The sequence below is a fragment of the Ruegeria sp. BF12 genome, assembly GCF_056538705.1.
Map to the genome: position 1 here is coordinate 135,622 of NZ_JBQFTP010000007.1, position 14,193 is coordinate 149,814.

General features: G+C 54.4%; 14 protein-coding genes. 7 read left to right on the forward strand and 7 right to left on the reverse strand.

What is annotated here, in order from left to right; translation table 11 throughout:
- Window positions 1–10 precede the first annotated feature (10 nt).
- From ACR0J0_RS13010 to ACR0J0_RS13030, 5 genes are all read right to left on the reverse strand, one after another.
- Window positions 11–895 (reverse strand): MBL fold metallo-hydrolase, encoded by an 885-nt coding sequence (locus ACR0J0_RS13010; RefSeq protein ID WP_480664562.1) that lies wholly within the window; start codon window positions 893–895, stop codon window positions 11–13.
- A gap of 25 nt (window positions 896–920) precedes the next feature.
- Window positions 921–1,358 carry a DUF6691 family protein gene (locus tag ACR0J0_RS13015; protein ID WP_480664563.1) on the reverse strand — a complete coding sequence of 146 codons (438 nt, stop codon included), beginning with the start codon at window positions 1,356–1,358 and terminating at the stop codon, window positions 921–923.
- Between the two features lie 3 nt (window positions 1,359–1,361).
- On the reverse strand, window positions 1,362–1,796 hold the full coding sequence (locus ACR0J0_RS13020) for a YeeE/YedE family protein (protein WP_480664564.1): 435 nt from the start codon (window positions 1,794–1,796) through the stop codon (window positions 1,362–1,364).
- Window positions 1,793–2,005 (reverse strand): YgaP family membrane protein, encoded by a 213-nt coding sequence (locus tag ACR0J0_RS13025; RefSeq protein WP_480664565.1) that lies wholly within the window; start codon window positions 2,003–2,005, stop codon window positions 1,793–1,795. Before ACR0J0_RS13025 ends, ACR0J0_RS13020 begins: the two co-directional genes overlap by 4 nt.
- Window positions 2,006–2,099: 94 nt before the next feature.
- Window positions 2,100–2,774 (reverse strand): Crp/Fnr family transcriptional regulator, encoded by a 675-nt coding sequence (locus ACR0J0_RS13030; protein ID WP_480664566.1) that lies wholly within the window; start codon window positions 2,772–2,774, stop codon window positions 2,100–2,102.
- Between the two features lie 277 nt (window positions 2,775–3,051).
- On the opposite strand from ACR0J0_RS13030, the gene ACR0J0_RS13035 reads away from it, so the two are divergent.
- Together ACR0J0_RS13035 and ACR0J0_RS13040 are read left to right on the forward strand one after the other, a co-directional pair.
- Window positions 3,052–5,391 carry a fatty acid cis/trans isomerase gene (locus ACR0J0_RS13035; RefSeq protein WP_480664567.1) on the forward strand — a complete coding sequence of 780 codons (2,340 nt, stop codon included), beginning with the start codon at window positions 3,052–3,054 and terminating at the stop codon, window positions 5,389–5,391.
- Between the two features lie 94 nt (window positions 5,392–5,485).
- Window positions 5,486–6,499, forward strand: coding sequence for an NADP-dependent oxidoreductase (locus ACR0J0_RS13040; protein WP_480664568.1), 1,014 nt, complete (start codon window positions 5,486–5,488; stop codon window positions 6,497–6,499).
- Between the two features lie 92 nt (window positions 6,500–6,591).
- Here the strand turns inward: ACR0J0_RS13040 and ACR0J0_RS13045 are convergent, their stop codons facing one another.
- Window positions 6,592–7,098, reverse strand: a complete 507-nt coding sequence (locus tag ACR0J0_RS13045; RefSeq protein ID WP_480664569.1) for a hypothetical protein — start codon at window positions 7,096–7,098, stop codon at window positions 6,592–6,594.
- Between the two features lie 131 nt (window positions 7,099–7,229).
- Complete coding sequence (locus ACR0J0_RS13050; protein ID WP_480664570.1) at window positions 7,230–7,877, reverse strand: TetR/AcrR family transcriptional regulator; 648 nt, start codon at window positions 7,875–7,877, stop codon at window positions 7,230–7,232.
- A 780-nt stretch (window positions 7,878–8,657) separates the two neighbouring features.
- Between ACR0J0_RS13050 and ACR0J0_RS13055 the strand changes: the two genes are divergently transcribed.
- The 5 genes from ACR0J0_RS13055 (at window position 8,658) to ACR0J0_RS13075 (ending at window position 14,191) form a co-directional block, all read left to right on the forward strand.
- The gene (locus ACR0J0_RS13055; protein ID WP_480664571.1) at window positions 8,658–9,722 is read left to right on the forward strand and encodes a hypothetical protein; all 1,065 of its coding nucleotides are present in this window, start codon (window positions 8,658–8,660) and stop codon (window positions 9,720–9,722) included.
- Window positions 9,723–9,932: 210 nt separating this feature from the next.
- Window positions 9,933–11,351 carry an MFS transporter gene (locus ACR0J0_RS13060; protein WP_480664572.1) on the forward strand — a complete coding sequence of 473 codons (1,419 nt, stop codon included), beginning with the start codon at window positions 9,933–9,935 and terminating at the stop codon, window positions 11,349–11,351.
- Window positions 11,352–11,533: 182 nt separating this feature from the next.
- The gene (locus tag ACR0J0_RS13065; RefSeq protein ID WP_480664573.1) at window positions 11,534–11,806 is read left to right on the forward strand and encodes a hypothetical protein; all 273 of its coding nucleotides are present in this window, start codon (window positions 11,534–11,536) and stop codon (window positions 11,804–11,806) included.
- An 18-nt stretch (window positions 11,807–11,824) separates the two neighbouring features.
- Window positions 11,825–12,256 (forward strand): DUF2141 domain-containing protein, encoded by a 432-nt coding sequence (locus ACR0J0_RS13070; protein WP_480664574.1) that lies wholly within the window; start codon window positions 11,825–11,827, stop codon window positions 12,254–12,256.
- A 162-nt stretch (window positions 12,257–12,418) separates the two neighbouring features.
- Window positions 12,419–14,191, forward strand: a complete 1,773-nt coding sequence (locus ACR0J0_RS13075) for a DUF1800 family protein (protein ID WP_480664575.1) — start codon at window positions 12,419–12,421, stop codon at window positions 14,189–14,191.
- Window positions 14,192–14,193 lie beyond the last annotated feature (2 nt).

Consider the following 14,193-nt stretch of genomic DNA (forward strand, 5'->3'; position numbering starts at 1 on the left):
CCCCCACCGTTCAAAGGCTGTTCACGGGAACCTTGAGCATCGGGTTTCCATCGCCATCGGTTGGCACCTCTCCGGCGCGCATATTGACCTGCAGCGATGGAATGATGAGCTTGGGCATGTCCAATATCGCGTCACGCTCGGTCCGGAATTTGACGAACTCTTCTTTCGTCTTGCCGCCGCCGACGTGAATATTTGAAGCCCTTTCCTCAGCCACGGTGGTTTCCCATGCAATGTCGCGACCGTTTGGTCCGTAGTCATGACACATGAACAGGCGGGTCTCATCCGGCAGGGCGAGAACTTTTTGAATCGAGTCGTACAGAACTCCGGCGTCGCCACCGGGGAAGTCGGCCCGGGCCGACCCACCATCAGGCATGAACAACGTATCGCCGACGAAAGCCGCATCGCCCATAACATGCACCATGCAGGCCGGGGTATGACCCGGCGTATACATGGCAAACGCCTGCATGTTGCCGACCGTGTAGGAGTCGCCATCTTCGAACAGGGCATCGAATTGCGATCCGTCCCGCTGGAACTCGGTGCCTTCATTGAAGACTTTGCCGAAGGTGTCCTGCACCACCAGAATATTTGAACCGATACCTATCTTGCCGCCCAGCTTTTCCTGAATGTAGGGCGCGGCCGACAGATGGTCCGCGTGGACATGAGTTTCGATGATCCACTCAAGCTTCAGACCCTGATCCTGAATCTGCCGGATCAGTTCGTCCGCGTGATTGTAAGTGATCCGACCCGCCGAGTAATCGATATCCATAACGCTATCGACAATCGCGCAGGCCAATGATGTCGGGTCTTTAACGATGTAACTGATGGTGTTGGTGGCCTCGTCAAAAAAGGCCTGAACGATTGGCTTTGTGCCGAGATTGACGGGATAGTCAGTCATGTCGAGTTTCTCCTCCGGTGATCGGTCAGGTCGTGGCCCGGGCGCGGTTCGCCGCTACAGATTGAATAAATTTGGCCAGGAATATCCCCACGATCAGGGACGCCAGGAAGGCAAACACCTGCCAGTTTCCGGTTCCGAGCGCGGGTATTGCGCCTCCGGGGCAGAACCCGGACAGTCCCCACCCGATGCCGAACAGCGCGGCACCGCCGACAAGTTTTGAGTCTATGTCGCGCGAGGTGGGCAGGCTGAAGCTGGTCGCAAAAACAGGTGCCGCGCGCCCAAACACCAGCTTGTAGCCGACGAACGTTGTGACCAGTGCTCCACCCATTACAAAGATAAGGGACGGGTCCCACGTTCCGGCAAGATCAAAGAAGTTCAGAACCTTAGCAGGGTTGATCATGCCAGACACAGAAATTCCGACACCAAAGATCAAGCCGTTCAGATAGGTGATTATCAGTTTCATGGATCAGGCTCCGATCACATGTCGAACCACAAAAACAGTGGCGAAGGTAAAGGCCATAAAGGTCAGAGTTGCGATGATGGATCGAGGGCTGAGCCGGGCCATTCCGCACACGCCGTGACCCGAGGTGCAGCCCGCGCCGAAGGTCACACCGACACCGACGATCAGGCCTCCGATCAGCAGGGCAGCAGTTGAAACGGGCACGTCGACCGCGGGCATATCACCAGTAGTCAGCCAAGTGACAGCAGGACCCGAAACCATCCCTGCGACAAGCGCTGCACGCCAGCCAAATTCTTGACCGGACGCGGGTTGGATCAACCCGGCCAAAATGCCAGTGGCGCCCATCACGCGACCCAGAACAAGCATCAGCAAGGTCGAGGCGACACCGATCAGGATACCGCCAGCCAGCGAAGCGAAGGGGGTGAACTCTGTCCCGGTCATCCGCACTTCCTGCAGGTTTTCAGGCCAATGACACTATAGATCGGGCAATTGCCCACCAGTGCAGTAACGAGAAAAATGGCCGCGACGATCAGTGCGCCCCAGAACACAACAGCAGATCCCGTCAGCGTCGTACCGAAGGCCACAAACAGCAGAACCCCTGCAGCGGCAATACGCGCTGCCCGGTCGAATTTCCCCATATTGGTCGTCACGTTTCACTCCATCACGATTTGATGGAGCTTTATTGGCATAACCGTTTCCGAACCTTTGGTGACATGGTCACCAAACTTGCGTTTTTTTTGCAAATCAGAGGTGCACGCCGGACGACCTGACGAGTTGTTCAAGCCCGGCGCGATCAGTCAGATGAACTTCACCACGTGACTGTTCGATCCAACCCCGACGGTGGAATTCGGACAGGGTTCGGGAAACCACCTCTCTTGCCGTACCGAGTTCGGTACCGAGCACAGCGTGGGTTGCACGTACAATATTGTCCTCATCGGAAAGCTCCAGCAGGCGCGATGCAAGCCGGACGTCCATGCGGCGGAACACGAGGTCATCAATCAACGAAAACAGGTCGGAAATTCGCCGCGAATAGGCTGTGAAGACGAAAGCACGAAAGACCGGTGACTTTGCCACAAGCTCATCAAATGTCGATCTTGGAATAGCGACCGCGCGCACGTCCGTTTCGGCTATGCCATCGGCTGAGTAGTCTTCGAAAGCAAGCATACAGGCCGTGGTCAGCACGCAGCTTTCGCCCGCGTGCACGCGATACAAAAAGACTTCTCGCCCGGTATCCGATTTCTGCTGCACGCGGATCGTACCTTCCAGCAACAAAAGCAGGTTGTCTGCCGTTTGACCGGGCGCAAACACTTGCGTACCTGCCGGAACACTGACGACCTGGCTGCCTTTTTCCAACTCATCGCGGATGTCAGAGGGCAACTGGCTTAGCCCTTTGAATTTATCAATCCATGACATGTCCATAACCGGAATTCCCGAGTTCAATGCTCTATAGGGTAGTGTGGACCCTGAATACATCTTCCATACCGCATATGAAACTGCGTCAAACAACCTCTGCAACGTCTAAACCGAAGATATCGGAAAGAACGACAAGTCGCAGAAAAAACAGTAATGTAACAAATTAAGGACTTCACGATTTGCGCGCAGGTTCGCGCAGTTAATCCATTCAGATGGAGAGGCATCGATGCTGCGAGCAAGACGGTACAGACATTTCCTTATCCATGCCTTGGCGGCAGCAATTATGTTTTTTTCTGTCGAACTGGCGGGCGCTCAATCAAACTCAACCCCACCAAATGAAGGCACGGCCACCGATGCGCATTCGTCCCAGGGCGGTGACTGGAACGATGTCCAAACGATCCTCAACCGCAGATGCGTTGTGTGCCACAGTTGTTATGACGCACCCTGCCAATTGAAGCTTACGTCTCCTGCCGGGATACTACGTGGCGCCAGTAAAGAGGCCATTTATCATACCGAGCGGTTGACAGATGCACAGCCTACACGACTTGGAATCGACGCACAGACAGTTCTGGAGTGGCGGAAATTAGGGTTCTTTCCTGTCGTGCAGTCTTCCGATCAACCCGACAACGCAGGAACCGTGCTGGAACGCTATCTTGAACTCGGCAGGCAATCTCAATTGCAGGCCAACGCGCCTGTTCCAGCAGAACTTGGTCTTGATATTGATCGTCCTTTGGTTTGCCCGACAGCACAAGAGTTTGATGCATTTCGCAATGCACATCCTCTGGCTGGAATGCCCTATGCGACTTCCCCGTTGGGCCACGACGAATATCAAACGCTAATGTCATGGGCGCGTAGTGGTGCCCCAATGCCGTCTTCATCACTGGAAATACCTGAGGACATTCAGGTTCAAATTGCTGAATGGGAAGCGTTTCTGAACCATCCCGACCCAAGAAACCAGTTGATGAGCAGGTATGTATTCGAACACCTGTTTCTCGCCCGGCTTCACTTTCCGACTGGCGATCCAAGGCTGTTCTTCCAACTTGTTCGTTCGACAACTGCGCCCGGTTCAGAGATCGAAATCATCGCGACACGCCGCCCGTTCGATGACCCCGGCTCCGGTTTATTTTTTTATCGGTTGGAACCGATCAATGAGACAATCGTGCACAAAGATCATCTGGTTTATAAGTTCGGGCTGGACCGGATGGCTCGATACCAGCAGTTGTTCCTCGATCCCCCTTGGTCGGTGTCAGCACTGCCGTCCTATGGAGAGGCAGAAGGCGGTAACCCGTTCAGCACATTTGCACAAATACCTGCCCGCAGCCGTTATCAGTTTCTACTGGACGACGCGCTGTTTTTTGTACGCAGCTTCATCCGTGGACCCGTTTGCCATGGCGAAACCGCAGTTGACGTGATCGAAGACAGGTTCTGGGTCAGTTTCCTGGATCCAGATGCCGACCTGTCCATTACCGATCCAAGTTTTTTAGCGGACGGAGCGGCCTTCCTCGAACTACCCGTAGCCGACCTTGATGGCCGGGCGTTGGGTGACCTGCAGGGGCTGTCGCACGAAAACCAGGTTAAGTACCTGGAGTTTCGGGATGACCGGTATCGCAATAGCCCGGCCCATTTAACCGGGTTTGGATATGACGCGATCTGGGATGGGGATGACACCAACCACCAAGCGCTGATTACCGTCTTCCGTCACTTCGACAATGCTTCTGCCATGACCGGATTCCTCGGCGGCATTCCCGAAACCGCCTGGGTTATCGATTTTCCAGTATTCGAGCGCATCTACTACGATCTGGTGGCGGGTTACGATGTGTTCGGGCGTGTCGAGCATCAGCTTTCGACGCGGTTGTACATGGATGAACTACGTATGGAGAGCGAGGACACGTTTCTGAACTTCATGCCCAGAGGCGCTAGGCAAAGGATGCATGAAACCTGGTATGAGGGAGCGCTGGCTGAATTGCACACCTATTGGCACCGACGGCGCGTCGATGACAGTTTCCCAACGGGCATCAATTTTGCAACGGACACGCCCAAGCAAGAGTTTCTTCTGGAGCTGCTAAACCGTGGAAACAGTCTTTGGGCCATCGAGGATTCGATCAACAGGTGTACCGGTTCAGACTGTTCGACTAATGACGCGGGCATCAATACAAACCTGCGCGCGCTGGCAAATCAAACCGGCGACTGGGTCAGGTATCTGCCGGATGTTTCTTTGCTTTTAGTCGAAATGGACGACGGGCCCACAGCGCTGTATTCGCTGCTGCATGACAAAGCACATTATAATGTGGCGTTCCTGTTCGACGAAAAAGACCGGCGCAATCCACAAGCCGACGTGCTGACAATTCTACCGGGTGTGATCGGAAGCTATCCGAATTTCTTTTTTAGAACCCGGCAAGATCAATTGGCCTCATTTGTTGCAGCCATGAAATCCGTGCGTTCGCAGGAAGAGTGGGTGGATTTTGTCGCAACTTACGGTCTGCGCCGCACTGGCCCCGAGTTTTGGGAAACAAGCGATCAGGTGACAGCGATGTTCTTGCAGCAAGCCCCCATCCAAGCAGGCGTGCTGGATCTGAATCGTTACAAAGACCCCAAATCAAGTGGAAATCCCGAAAACAACTGAACCTGCTTTCTGCAAGATGGACGCCGGAACCTGCTCGCTCTATCACTTTGGTGAAAACCAGCAGCACCCGGCATGTCCTTTGGGAGAAACGACAATGACCTCGAACCTGACCAACCGCAGTGTGATCCTGTCGAGCCGCCCGAAAGGTATACCGCAAGCCAAGCATTTCACGGTCCAAGAAAGCCCGGTTCCCGATTTGCTGGATGGATGTATACTGGTCAAAACGTCCTATTGGTCGGCTGATCCGGCACAGCGGGGCTGGGCCAATGATGCGCCCAATTACCTCCCACCCGTCGAGATCGGAGCTGCAATGCGCGGGTTTGCCGTAGGCGAGGTCGTTGCATCCCGGAACGCTGAATTTGCAGAAGGCGACCTTGTGTCTGGAATGCTCGGATGGAGCCGCTACGCGATTTCGGATGGATCAAATGTCGATCGCAAAGTGACCGAAACGGACCTGTCACCATCCATGTCTTTGGGCATTCTGGGTTTGAACGGTGTGACGGCGTATTTTGGCCTTCTTGAAGTGTGCGCCGCCAAGGAAGGCGATACCGTCGTTGTTTCCACAGCGGCTGGGGCGGTTGGCTCTGCGGTTGGGCAAATTGCCAAAATCAAGAGATGCCGGACGGTTGGCATTACCTCCAGCGCCGAAAAGATGGCCCTTTGCACGAACAAGTTCAGCTACGACGAGACCATCAACTACAAGGAGGAGGACGTTGCCGAGGCAATTCGCACTGCCTGCCCCGATGGCGTGAACTGCTATTTCGACAATACCTGCGGCCCGATCTCGGATGCGGTGATGACACATCTGGCGCATGGCGCGCATATCGCAATCTGTGGCACTGCAGCGTTGGGCGATTGGGATCCGATCCCTTTGGGTCCGCGCGTTCATCGCCAGCTACTGGTGGCCCGAGCGCGAATGCAAGGCTTCATCGCTTTTGACTATCAAGCGCGCTTTCCCGAGGCTATTGCCCAGCTTGCTGATTGGGTCCGGTCTGGCAAACTGTCCGCCAACGAACATGTCCTGGAAGGGGCAGAAGCCGCCCGAGACGCGATTGCGATGCTCTATCGCGGTGAAAATACCGGGAAACTGCTTATCCGCGTGGACTGAAATCGCCCTTCGGTTCAGCCGACTACCAAGAATACCGCTGGCAGGATTAAGCCCGAGAGCCGACCTTTTCCCGCCAGACGGATTCGTGTGCGTTACTTATACGTCGTTACGCCGTGGTAACTGCTGAAGGCCGGGTTGCCTTCGGATGGGAACGTCACTTTAAAGGTGTCGTTCTGGAAAATCTTTCCCTTGTAACCGCTTATTTCATAGTCAGTGGTCAGGCGACCAGTTACGGTTACGTCCTCACCTACCCTTTGAGCCCCCAGAATTTCAAAGGACTGAGCGGTTTCCTTGTAACCCTCAAAATACTGCTGATATTCCACGGGAATCTCGGCTTCGATATACTGCTTCAGGTCCCTGGGACTGTAGGTGATCGTTTCTTCCGGGTATGCCTTTCCAAAGTTGTAAACGCTTGTCGCTTTGGCATTGGGTTGAAACATATCAATCGCTACTTCATATTTCTCATCAATCAGGCTGGTGTAAAAGCTTTCAACCAGAGATTGGGCCCGGGCCACGTCATCTGCCCATACTGCAGTTGTGGCCAGAATTACGCCCGCAGCTGCGCCGGCGGTCATCGCAGTCAGTTTTACGAAAGCCATTATCGTCTCCCAGTTCGTTTATTTTCTCTTATGACAATTTACTTCATATATGTACTGGCTAGAGGTATGGAACCTGCGATTTTCCATACCTGTGGCCAGACTTCGGTTAACAAGCCGTCCGTTTTGACAAACTACTTGGAAAAGGCCCCTCTCTTGGGGGCAGAGTCCTGTGCGCCAGCCTCCTGGCTGCCGGTCAGGTAGCCGATAAGACGCTCAACACTGTGCGCGATGTCGTCAACGGTAACAGGCAGACCAGCAATAGATTGCTGGAGGAAATAGCGATAAGCCCCATCCAGCATCAAATAAATCTCTAGACCGCGCACATCGTTGAGGGCGAATTTCCTTCCCAGTTCGTCACAAACGGAAACGAACTTGGCTTCGACATCTGCGACCCGGTGCCTGAGCTGGCTATCAAACATGGCCTGGTTGCGAATGTCGTACCACAGCCGATGCAAATGCGCGTAATTGATAATCGAATGAGCAAACAGTTCGACATAAGCTCCGCGTGCTTCGCGCGGGCTCAGCTTGGCATCAACGATCTCGGTTAGTTGGCCGATGAAGCGATTGACCGACAAGTCAATGCAATACAACAGCAATCCTTCTTTCTCGGGGAAATAGTACTGGATCTTTCCCAGCGACACGCCGGTCGAAGCCGCGATATCCCGCAGAGTTGTGTTGGCATACCCAGCCTGCGCGATCGTCGTAATCGCGCTCTCTGCAAGCGCGCGCCGTTTCTGTTCTCGGTTCTTGTCGCGCTGCTTGGCGCGATTCTCTGTCAAATTTGGCATCATCGGCCTTTAATAACGTATTTTCCACCAAGATGTGAGGGGCTTCACAGCATTGGCGGGACCTAGATCAAAGCATTGAAAATACAACGTTTGCCGCGAAAGAAAATTTCAATGCATCCGTACAATACAAATGTATTGAAAAAGTGCAAATTGTGTGCAACAAAAATATTGTCATAAAAGACAGTTATGCCAGCGATAAGGCAAGCAACAGGGACAGACCTATGACCAATCCTGGATACGTCCGGATCTTTGGCAGGAATCATGCAGGAAATTTTTCCGACGCGCGGCGCTGTTTAAGGAGGAGCGCGCCGACATTGATTGGGAAAATCACTCAGCAAGCTCAACCAAATGACGAGGAGGTGTCAGACCGGTAGCACTCGCACCACGTTAACAAAAGAATATCGGCCTGCGACTGGGCTGCAGAACTTACAGGGACAATGAAAAATCGCGCAATCGGCATTCTTGCCGACCCATTTCGTATTGCCTGCTTCCAACTGCCCACTCCACAGGCGCAGAAAGCGACGCAACCGGAAATCTTCAATCCGTTTTCGCATGTGATTGCGACGGCCTCATTCTGCGCGTCTCCCTAATGCACAGCACGCAGCTCGACAAGCCAAAAACACTGCCAATGGAACGCATGTTTTTAGCTGGCCGTTCAAACACACGCCGTTCGTGGCGTCATCAACTGACAAACGGCCCGAATGCGCCGAGGTCAATGCAGTCCCCCCGGACAAAACAACTGAACTGACACCGGGGAAAAGGGAGGGAAGTATGAAAAAATTTGCAACGCTGGCATTGGGTGCGGGTCTGGTTTCAGGCCCTGTACTAGCCGGAGGGATCGAGGGGTTCCCGTCGGAAACAAGGTTCCTGTTTGAACAAGGCCGGTATGTCGAAATCACCGGGGGATGGGCGGATTCGAAAACAGAAGGCACCGAGTTTGGGCAGCCGACAGGTGACGTCACACCCAGCATCAGCGGCCTGTCTCTGGCCTACAAACAAGACATCGGTGAAAAGTGGGTTTTTGCAATCCGCGGTTTCAACTCGATCAACTACAAGCTGCTTTACCCCACCGGAACGGGGGCACCGTCGGCAGGCACCAACGTCCGGTATCGCGGCACCGAAGTAAACCTAATGGCGCGATACAAGTTCAATGAGAACATCAGCGCCTATGCGGGTATTCGCTTTGAAAAGCTGAACGACTTCAGCGGTGCATTGATCAACCCCTCTCTCAGCTATTCGCTGGACTCCGAAGGGGATTTCAACCCCGGCTTCCTTGTCGGTGCCGCATATGAGATCCCATCCCTCGCGTTTCGCGCCGACTTGACCTACTACTCGGAAATCAATCACGATCTGGACGGTGTCGAACAACTCCAGCCTCTTGATCCTGCTGACGTAACGACAGAACTGACCACTCCGCAGACAGTTGCGCTGAATGTTCAAAGTGCGATCAAGGGTCCTTGGGGTGCCTTCGGGTCGATCCGTTGGAGAAATTGGGATGACGTCGCAGTGCAATCCCCGGCACTTGGCGGTCCGCTTGCGGAATTCGCCGAAGATTCAATCGATTACCAAATTGGCGTCGGATACCTGTTGAACCCGAAATGGTACTTCTACGGCATCCTATCCAGATCGCAGCCCGAAGGCGGTTTTGAAGGGTTTAACTACGAGGGTGGCGGCCAGGGCATCACACTTGGCGCCGTGCACTCGATTGGTCAGACCCGCATTCTGGTCGATTTCACATACGGCACGCTTGGGGATGTGAACGAACCTGACGCCGGCCTGCAGATCCGGGACGTTTCCGGCACCGCAGTTCGTGTCAGCCTGTCGCACAACTTCTGATCGTGCGCCCGACAGTTCTGACTGTCGGGCTTCACACCTCAATCAAAGAACGGTCGCCGCTGTACGCTTTTTCAGCGATGGCCATTACCGCTCACCAAAAAAGTTGTCTGGTAAAATTACCTTTCACCTTTGACAAAAAATGAACCTTGTGATCATTTCGAAGTGATCGTTCACTAACCCGATTGTTGCGATGAGATCCGGAGGAGATAAATGAGCACCAGAACTGACAGCCCACCGGTCAGCATGCAACTGTTTTACGGGGCGGGCGGCATAGCCAATGGCATCCTGTCTAACGGCCTTAGCTTTTTCCTGCTGATCTACTACAATCTGGTGATCGGGCTTCCCGCTGAAACCGTAGGATTTGCTCTTTTTGTCGCTTTGATGTTCGATGCCGTGTCGGACCCCGTCGTCGGATACCTTTCGGACAACACACGTTCGCGGGCAGGCAAGCGCCACCCATTTATGTATGTGGCCATTATTCCGGTCGCGTTCCTCTTCTGGTTTATCTGGAACCCGCCCGAGTTCCTGACATCGCAAACGCAACAGTTCTGGTTTCTGCTGATCACGACGATCCTTTTGCGAACCGCTATGACGCTGTTCGACGTACCGCATAACGCGATGGTGCCGGAGCTGACAAAAAACTACAACGGCCGGACCATGTTGGCGGGCCTTAAGGTCTCGGTCACATGGATCGCCGGTCAGATCATGGTGATCGCTATGTATGTGATCTGGTTGGTTCCGACCGACACCATGCCTTACGGAATCCTCAATCAGTCAGGCTATCAGGAAGCCGGGCTGGTTGGCGCCATCGTCATCGCACTTGCCATTGCTGTCACCGCAATTGGCACCCGCCGGTGGCAAGACAGGATGCACGACATTTCTCATGACGCGACATACAGCGCCTCGGGGTTTTTCAGCCAGTTTATTGCCGCGTTCAAATTACCTGCTCTTAGGGCGATCTTTATCAGCTCTGCCATCTTTGCCGTGGGCGCAGGCATCGGGGCTGCCCTATGGACCTACCTGACATCATTCTTCTGGGAGTTGAACAACGACCAGATCTCACTGATCCTGGTGGCCAATCTGATCGGAGCTTTGATCGCAGGTGCCACCCTGAAAGGGATAGCACGCTTTGGCGACAAAAAGTCGAGCGCGATTTTCCTGTCGATCCTGTCGGCAGTGGTCGGCGTCGCCCCATATATGCTGCGTGAAATCGGGTTCTTTCCCGCCAATGGCACAGAACTGCTGATCTGGTTGCTGTTCATCCACGGCATCCTGCAAATCGTCCTGATTGTCTGGACCTCATCCTTGCTGACGTCCATGACCGCAGATGTTGTCGAACTGGGCATCAAGACAAACGGATATCAGAACGAAGGGATCATCACCTCTGTCATAACGTTCGTGCTCAAGGCCGGAACCGCGGGCGGGCTGGCGGTGTCCGGACTGTTTCTTGCCTTTGTCGGCTTTCCGGAGGTCCCGGATCAATCCAACCTGACCGCCGAAGTTACACGCTCGCTAGGGTGGAACTATGCCTGCCTAAGCTTGGTCGTCTACTTGGCCTCAGTCGTAGCTCTGATGTTCTATCGACTGGACAAGGCGCAGTTTGACGAACTGGTGGCGATCCGCGACTGAGCAGCAGACACAAAAACCTATCGCCGTCGGGCGACCAAAGCAACTGCGGCCGCCTGGCAGTTGCCGACACTCCCAATCGGCAAGCTGACTGCCCAGAGGCACCCAGAACGCTCCGCGCCAGCACCACGCTAGGCGGACATGTCCCAACACGGGCAATGTGCCCAAAGAAAAGAGACTACAGAATGAAATACCTGCAATCCCATCCCCTTTCCTGGGTCATCGTCGTTGTTTTGCTTTTGGCAACCTGGTTTCAGGTCTATTCGATTTGGGGTCTATTGTTCATGTGGTGGGCCATCTCATCTTTCATGACCGGCCAAGCCTTCCTGATCGAGACCATCGACAGCCGGGAAAACCCACCCCTTTTCTACGTCATTACGATCATGTGGTTTGCCTTTGGCCTGCTTTACGTTGTGCAGGATCTGGCATGGCGTCTGTTCGGAATTTATGTCGGTTAACTGTTCGGGAGGAACCCAATGACCAAAACTGCATTCATCGCTGGCCTTATGGCACTCGCTGCATCTCAGGCCGTGGCCGGAGACATTCAGGTAGACATTTCCGGTGTCGATGCCGGGCGCGGGGGCGTCATTCATGTTCTGGCATTTGACGACAAGACTGCATTTGACCAAAGCCAGATGGCTAAAATCGTGGGCTACGCGAAAATCCCCGCCTCCGGAAGCTCGATTTCGGGAACTCTAAAAAACCAGAAACCAGGGCAGCTTGCGATCATGATCCATCATGATCAAAACGACGACGGGCAATTCGAGATGAAAGGCCCGGTTCCTCAGGAAGGGTGGGCCTACTCCAAAGGCGCTGGCGTCAGGTCCGTGCCAGTCTTCGAGGACGCGGCAATCGACTACGATGGCAACAACGCCTCGGTTGGGCTGAAGATGAACTACGCCAACTAAAGCTACCCAAAGTTTTGACCCCGACTGCCCCGGAAACGGGGCTTTTTTGGCCTATCTCGAAGTTTCGGGTTGAAAGACCACGGTCAAAATTTTTTCTGTCTTTATTGACAGTTTAATGCTGCCTCAGCCATCGACTTCAGTTTTGAAGGACCGCTATCCACCATGAAAACATCACATGAAGAAACCAGCCGTTTTTTGATGCAAGCCACGCTGGGCGCGGATCAGGACCTTCTTCAGCAGGTCAGCAAGATCGGCGTTGAACGCTGGCTGGAAGATCAGTTGAACGCCCCGATCGGGAAAAATGGTCCCTTCGAAATGTCCACGCGCAAGATATGGAAGAGCTTCCGAAAACGCCTGAAACGCGCCCATGGTGAGTGGGCGATCAACGGCGACGGCAACAACCCCGCCCTCCCCTACAAGTGGTATTTCCACATGGCCTGGTGGAACCACACGCTGACCCAACGCGACGACCTGTTGCGCCAAAGGGTTGCGCAGGCACTGTCCGAGATCCTGGTCATCTCGGACGCCTCATCGCTAGAGCTGGATGCCATCGGGATGGCGAACTACTACGACCTGCTCTACAAACACGCATTCGGCAGCTACGCGGACCTACTGCACGATGTGTCGATGCACCCGATGATGGGCATCTACCTGTCGCATATGACCAATCAGAAGGCCAACAAGGCCAAGAACATCCATCCCGATGAAAACTTTGCGCGTGAGATCATGCAGCTGTTTTCGATTGGCCTGTTCGAACTGAACGCCGATGGCACCGAGAAACTGGGCGCCAGCGGAGATCCAATCCCGACCTATGACAACCGTGACATCAAGGAACTGGCCCGCGTTTTCACCGGGTTGCTGCCTGCGGCCTATGAATACGAATGGAACACCTCGTTCTGGGAAAGCAGCTATAACGGTTATCCCGTTCAATTCGATGACGGGATCGAAGAAGCTTATAAGACGGTGCCCTTCATCGACGCAACCAAACCGATGATCGTGGAAGAGGCCTATCACGACCGCGGCGCCAAATCTCTGTTGAATGGCCGCCTGACCCTGCCCGGCAACCAGACCGGCCCGAAAGAGATCCGCTCGACCGTCAGTCAACTGGTGGCCCACCCGACGACCGCACCGTTCATCGCGACCCACCTGATCAACCGGCTGGTCACCTCGAACCCTTCACCCGCTTATGTCGAGGCCGTATCCCGTGCATTCGGCCCAACTGGCGACCTGAAGAATGCGGTGCGCACGATCCTAACCTACCCGCTGACCAACGAAGTCGCCTCCAAGCGCTTGCCGTCGGCCTACAAGACGTCGGCCAAGATCGTGCAGTCCCAAAAGCTGAAATCACCCCTGCATCGGGTGACGCAGGTCTTGCTGGCGTTTGGTGCTCATAACCAAAGCGGCAAGCTGTGGTTGCTGGGGGATGACATTCAGGACGCATTGCAGATGCATCCCCTGTCGGCACCCACGGTGTTTAACTTCTACAAACCCGATTTCACCCCGCACGGTGCCCTTCAGAAAATGGGCCTGCGCGCGCCCGAATTTGAGCTTCATACCGCCGCAACCTCAGTCGCTTATGTGAACACCATCTACTACTGGTTTTTTGGCGGCTATCTGCCTCTGGTCTCCAACCAGATCGGGTCCGGGTCCGAGCAGATGATGGTGATGGAGATGGATAGCGATACGCTCAGGGCCAACACCAAAAACGCGCTGCGCTTCGATCTGAGTGAAGAGATCAAGATCGCCCGGAACCGTGGCCGCCATGATGAGTTGATCGACCGGATCTCGGTTCTGTTGACCGGGCAGGCAAATGCGGCGGCGCGCAAGCGGATCAAGCAGGCCTATGTGCAATATGCCGACAATCCCGAATGGGTGGTGCAGACCATCGCCTTCATGATCGCCGTTTCCCCTGAATTCACTGTGCAGGAGGCCTAAGC

Coding starts and splice junctions, on each gene's coding strand:
- ACR0J0_RS13030 (WP_480664566.1), bottom strand. CDS start 2,774: ATGGACATGTCATGGATTGATAAATTCAAAGGGCTAAGCCAGTTGCCC.
- ACR0J0_RS13010 (WP_480664562.1), bottom strand. CDS start 895: ATGACTGACTATCCCGTCAATCTCGGCACAAAGCCAATCGTTCAGGCC.
- ACR0J0_RS13015 (WP_480664563.1), bottom strand. CDS start 1,358: ATGAAACTGATAATCACCTATCTGAACGGCTTGATCTTTGGTGTCGGA.
- ACR0J0_RS13055 (WP_480664571.1), top strand. CDS start 8,658: ATGAAAAAATTTGCAACGCTGGCATTGGGTGCGGGTCTGGTTTCAGGC.
- ACR0J0_RS13045 (WP_480664569.1), bottom strand. CDS start 7,098: ATGGCTTTCGTAAAACTGACTGCGATGACCGCCGGCGCAGCTGCGGGC.
- ACR0J0_RS13020 (WP_480664564.1), bottom strand. CDS start 1,796: ATGACCGGGACAGAGTTCACCCCCTTCGCTTCGCTGGCTGGCGGTATC.
- ACR0J0_RS13070 (WP_480664574.1), top strand. CDS start 11,825: ATGACCAAAACTGCATTCATCGCTGGCCTTATGGCACTCGCTGCATCT.
- ACR0J0_RS13065 (WP_480664573.1), top strand. CDS start 11,534: ATGAAATACCTGCAATCCCATCCCCTTTCCTGGGTCATCGTCGTTGTT.
- ACR0J0_RS13075 (WP_480664575.1), top strand. CDS start 12,419: ATGAAAACATCACATGAAGAAACCAGCCGTTTTTTGATGCAAGCCACG.
- ACR0J0_RS13040 (WP_480664568.1), top strand. CDS start 5,486: ATGACCTCGAACCTGACCAACCGCAGTGTGATCCTGTCGAGCCGCCCG.
- ACR0J0_RS13060 (WP_480664572.1), top strand. CDS start 9,933: ATGAGCACCAGAACTGACAGCCCACCGGTCAGCATGCAACTGTTTTAC.
- ACR0J0_RS13035 (WP_480664567.1), top strand. CDS start 3,052: ATGTTTTTTTCTGTCGAACTGGCGGGCGCTCAATCAAACTCAACCCCA.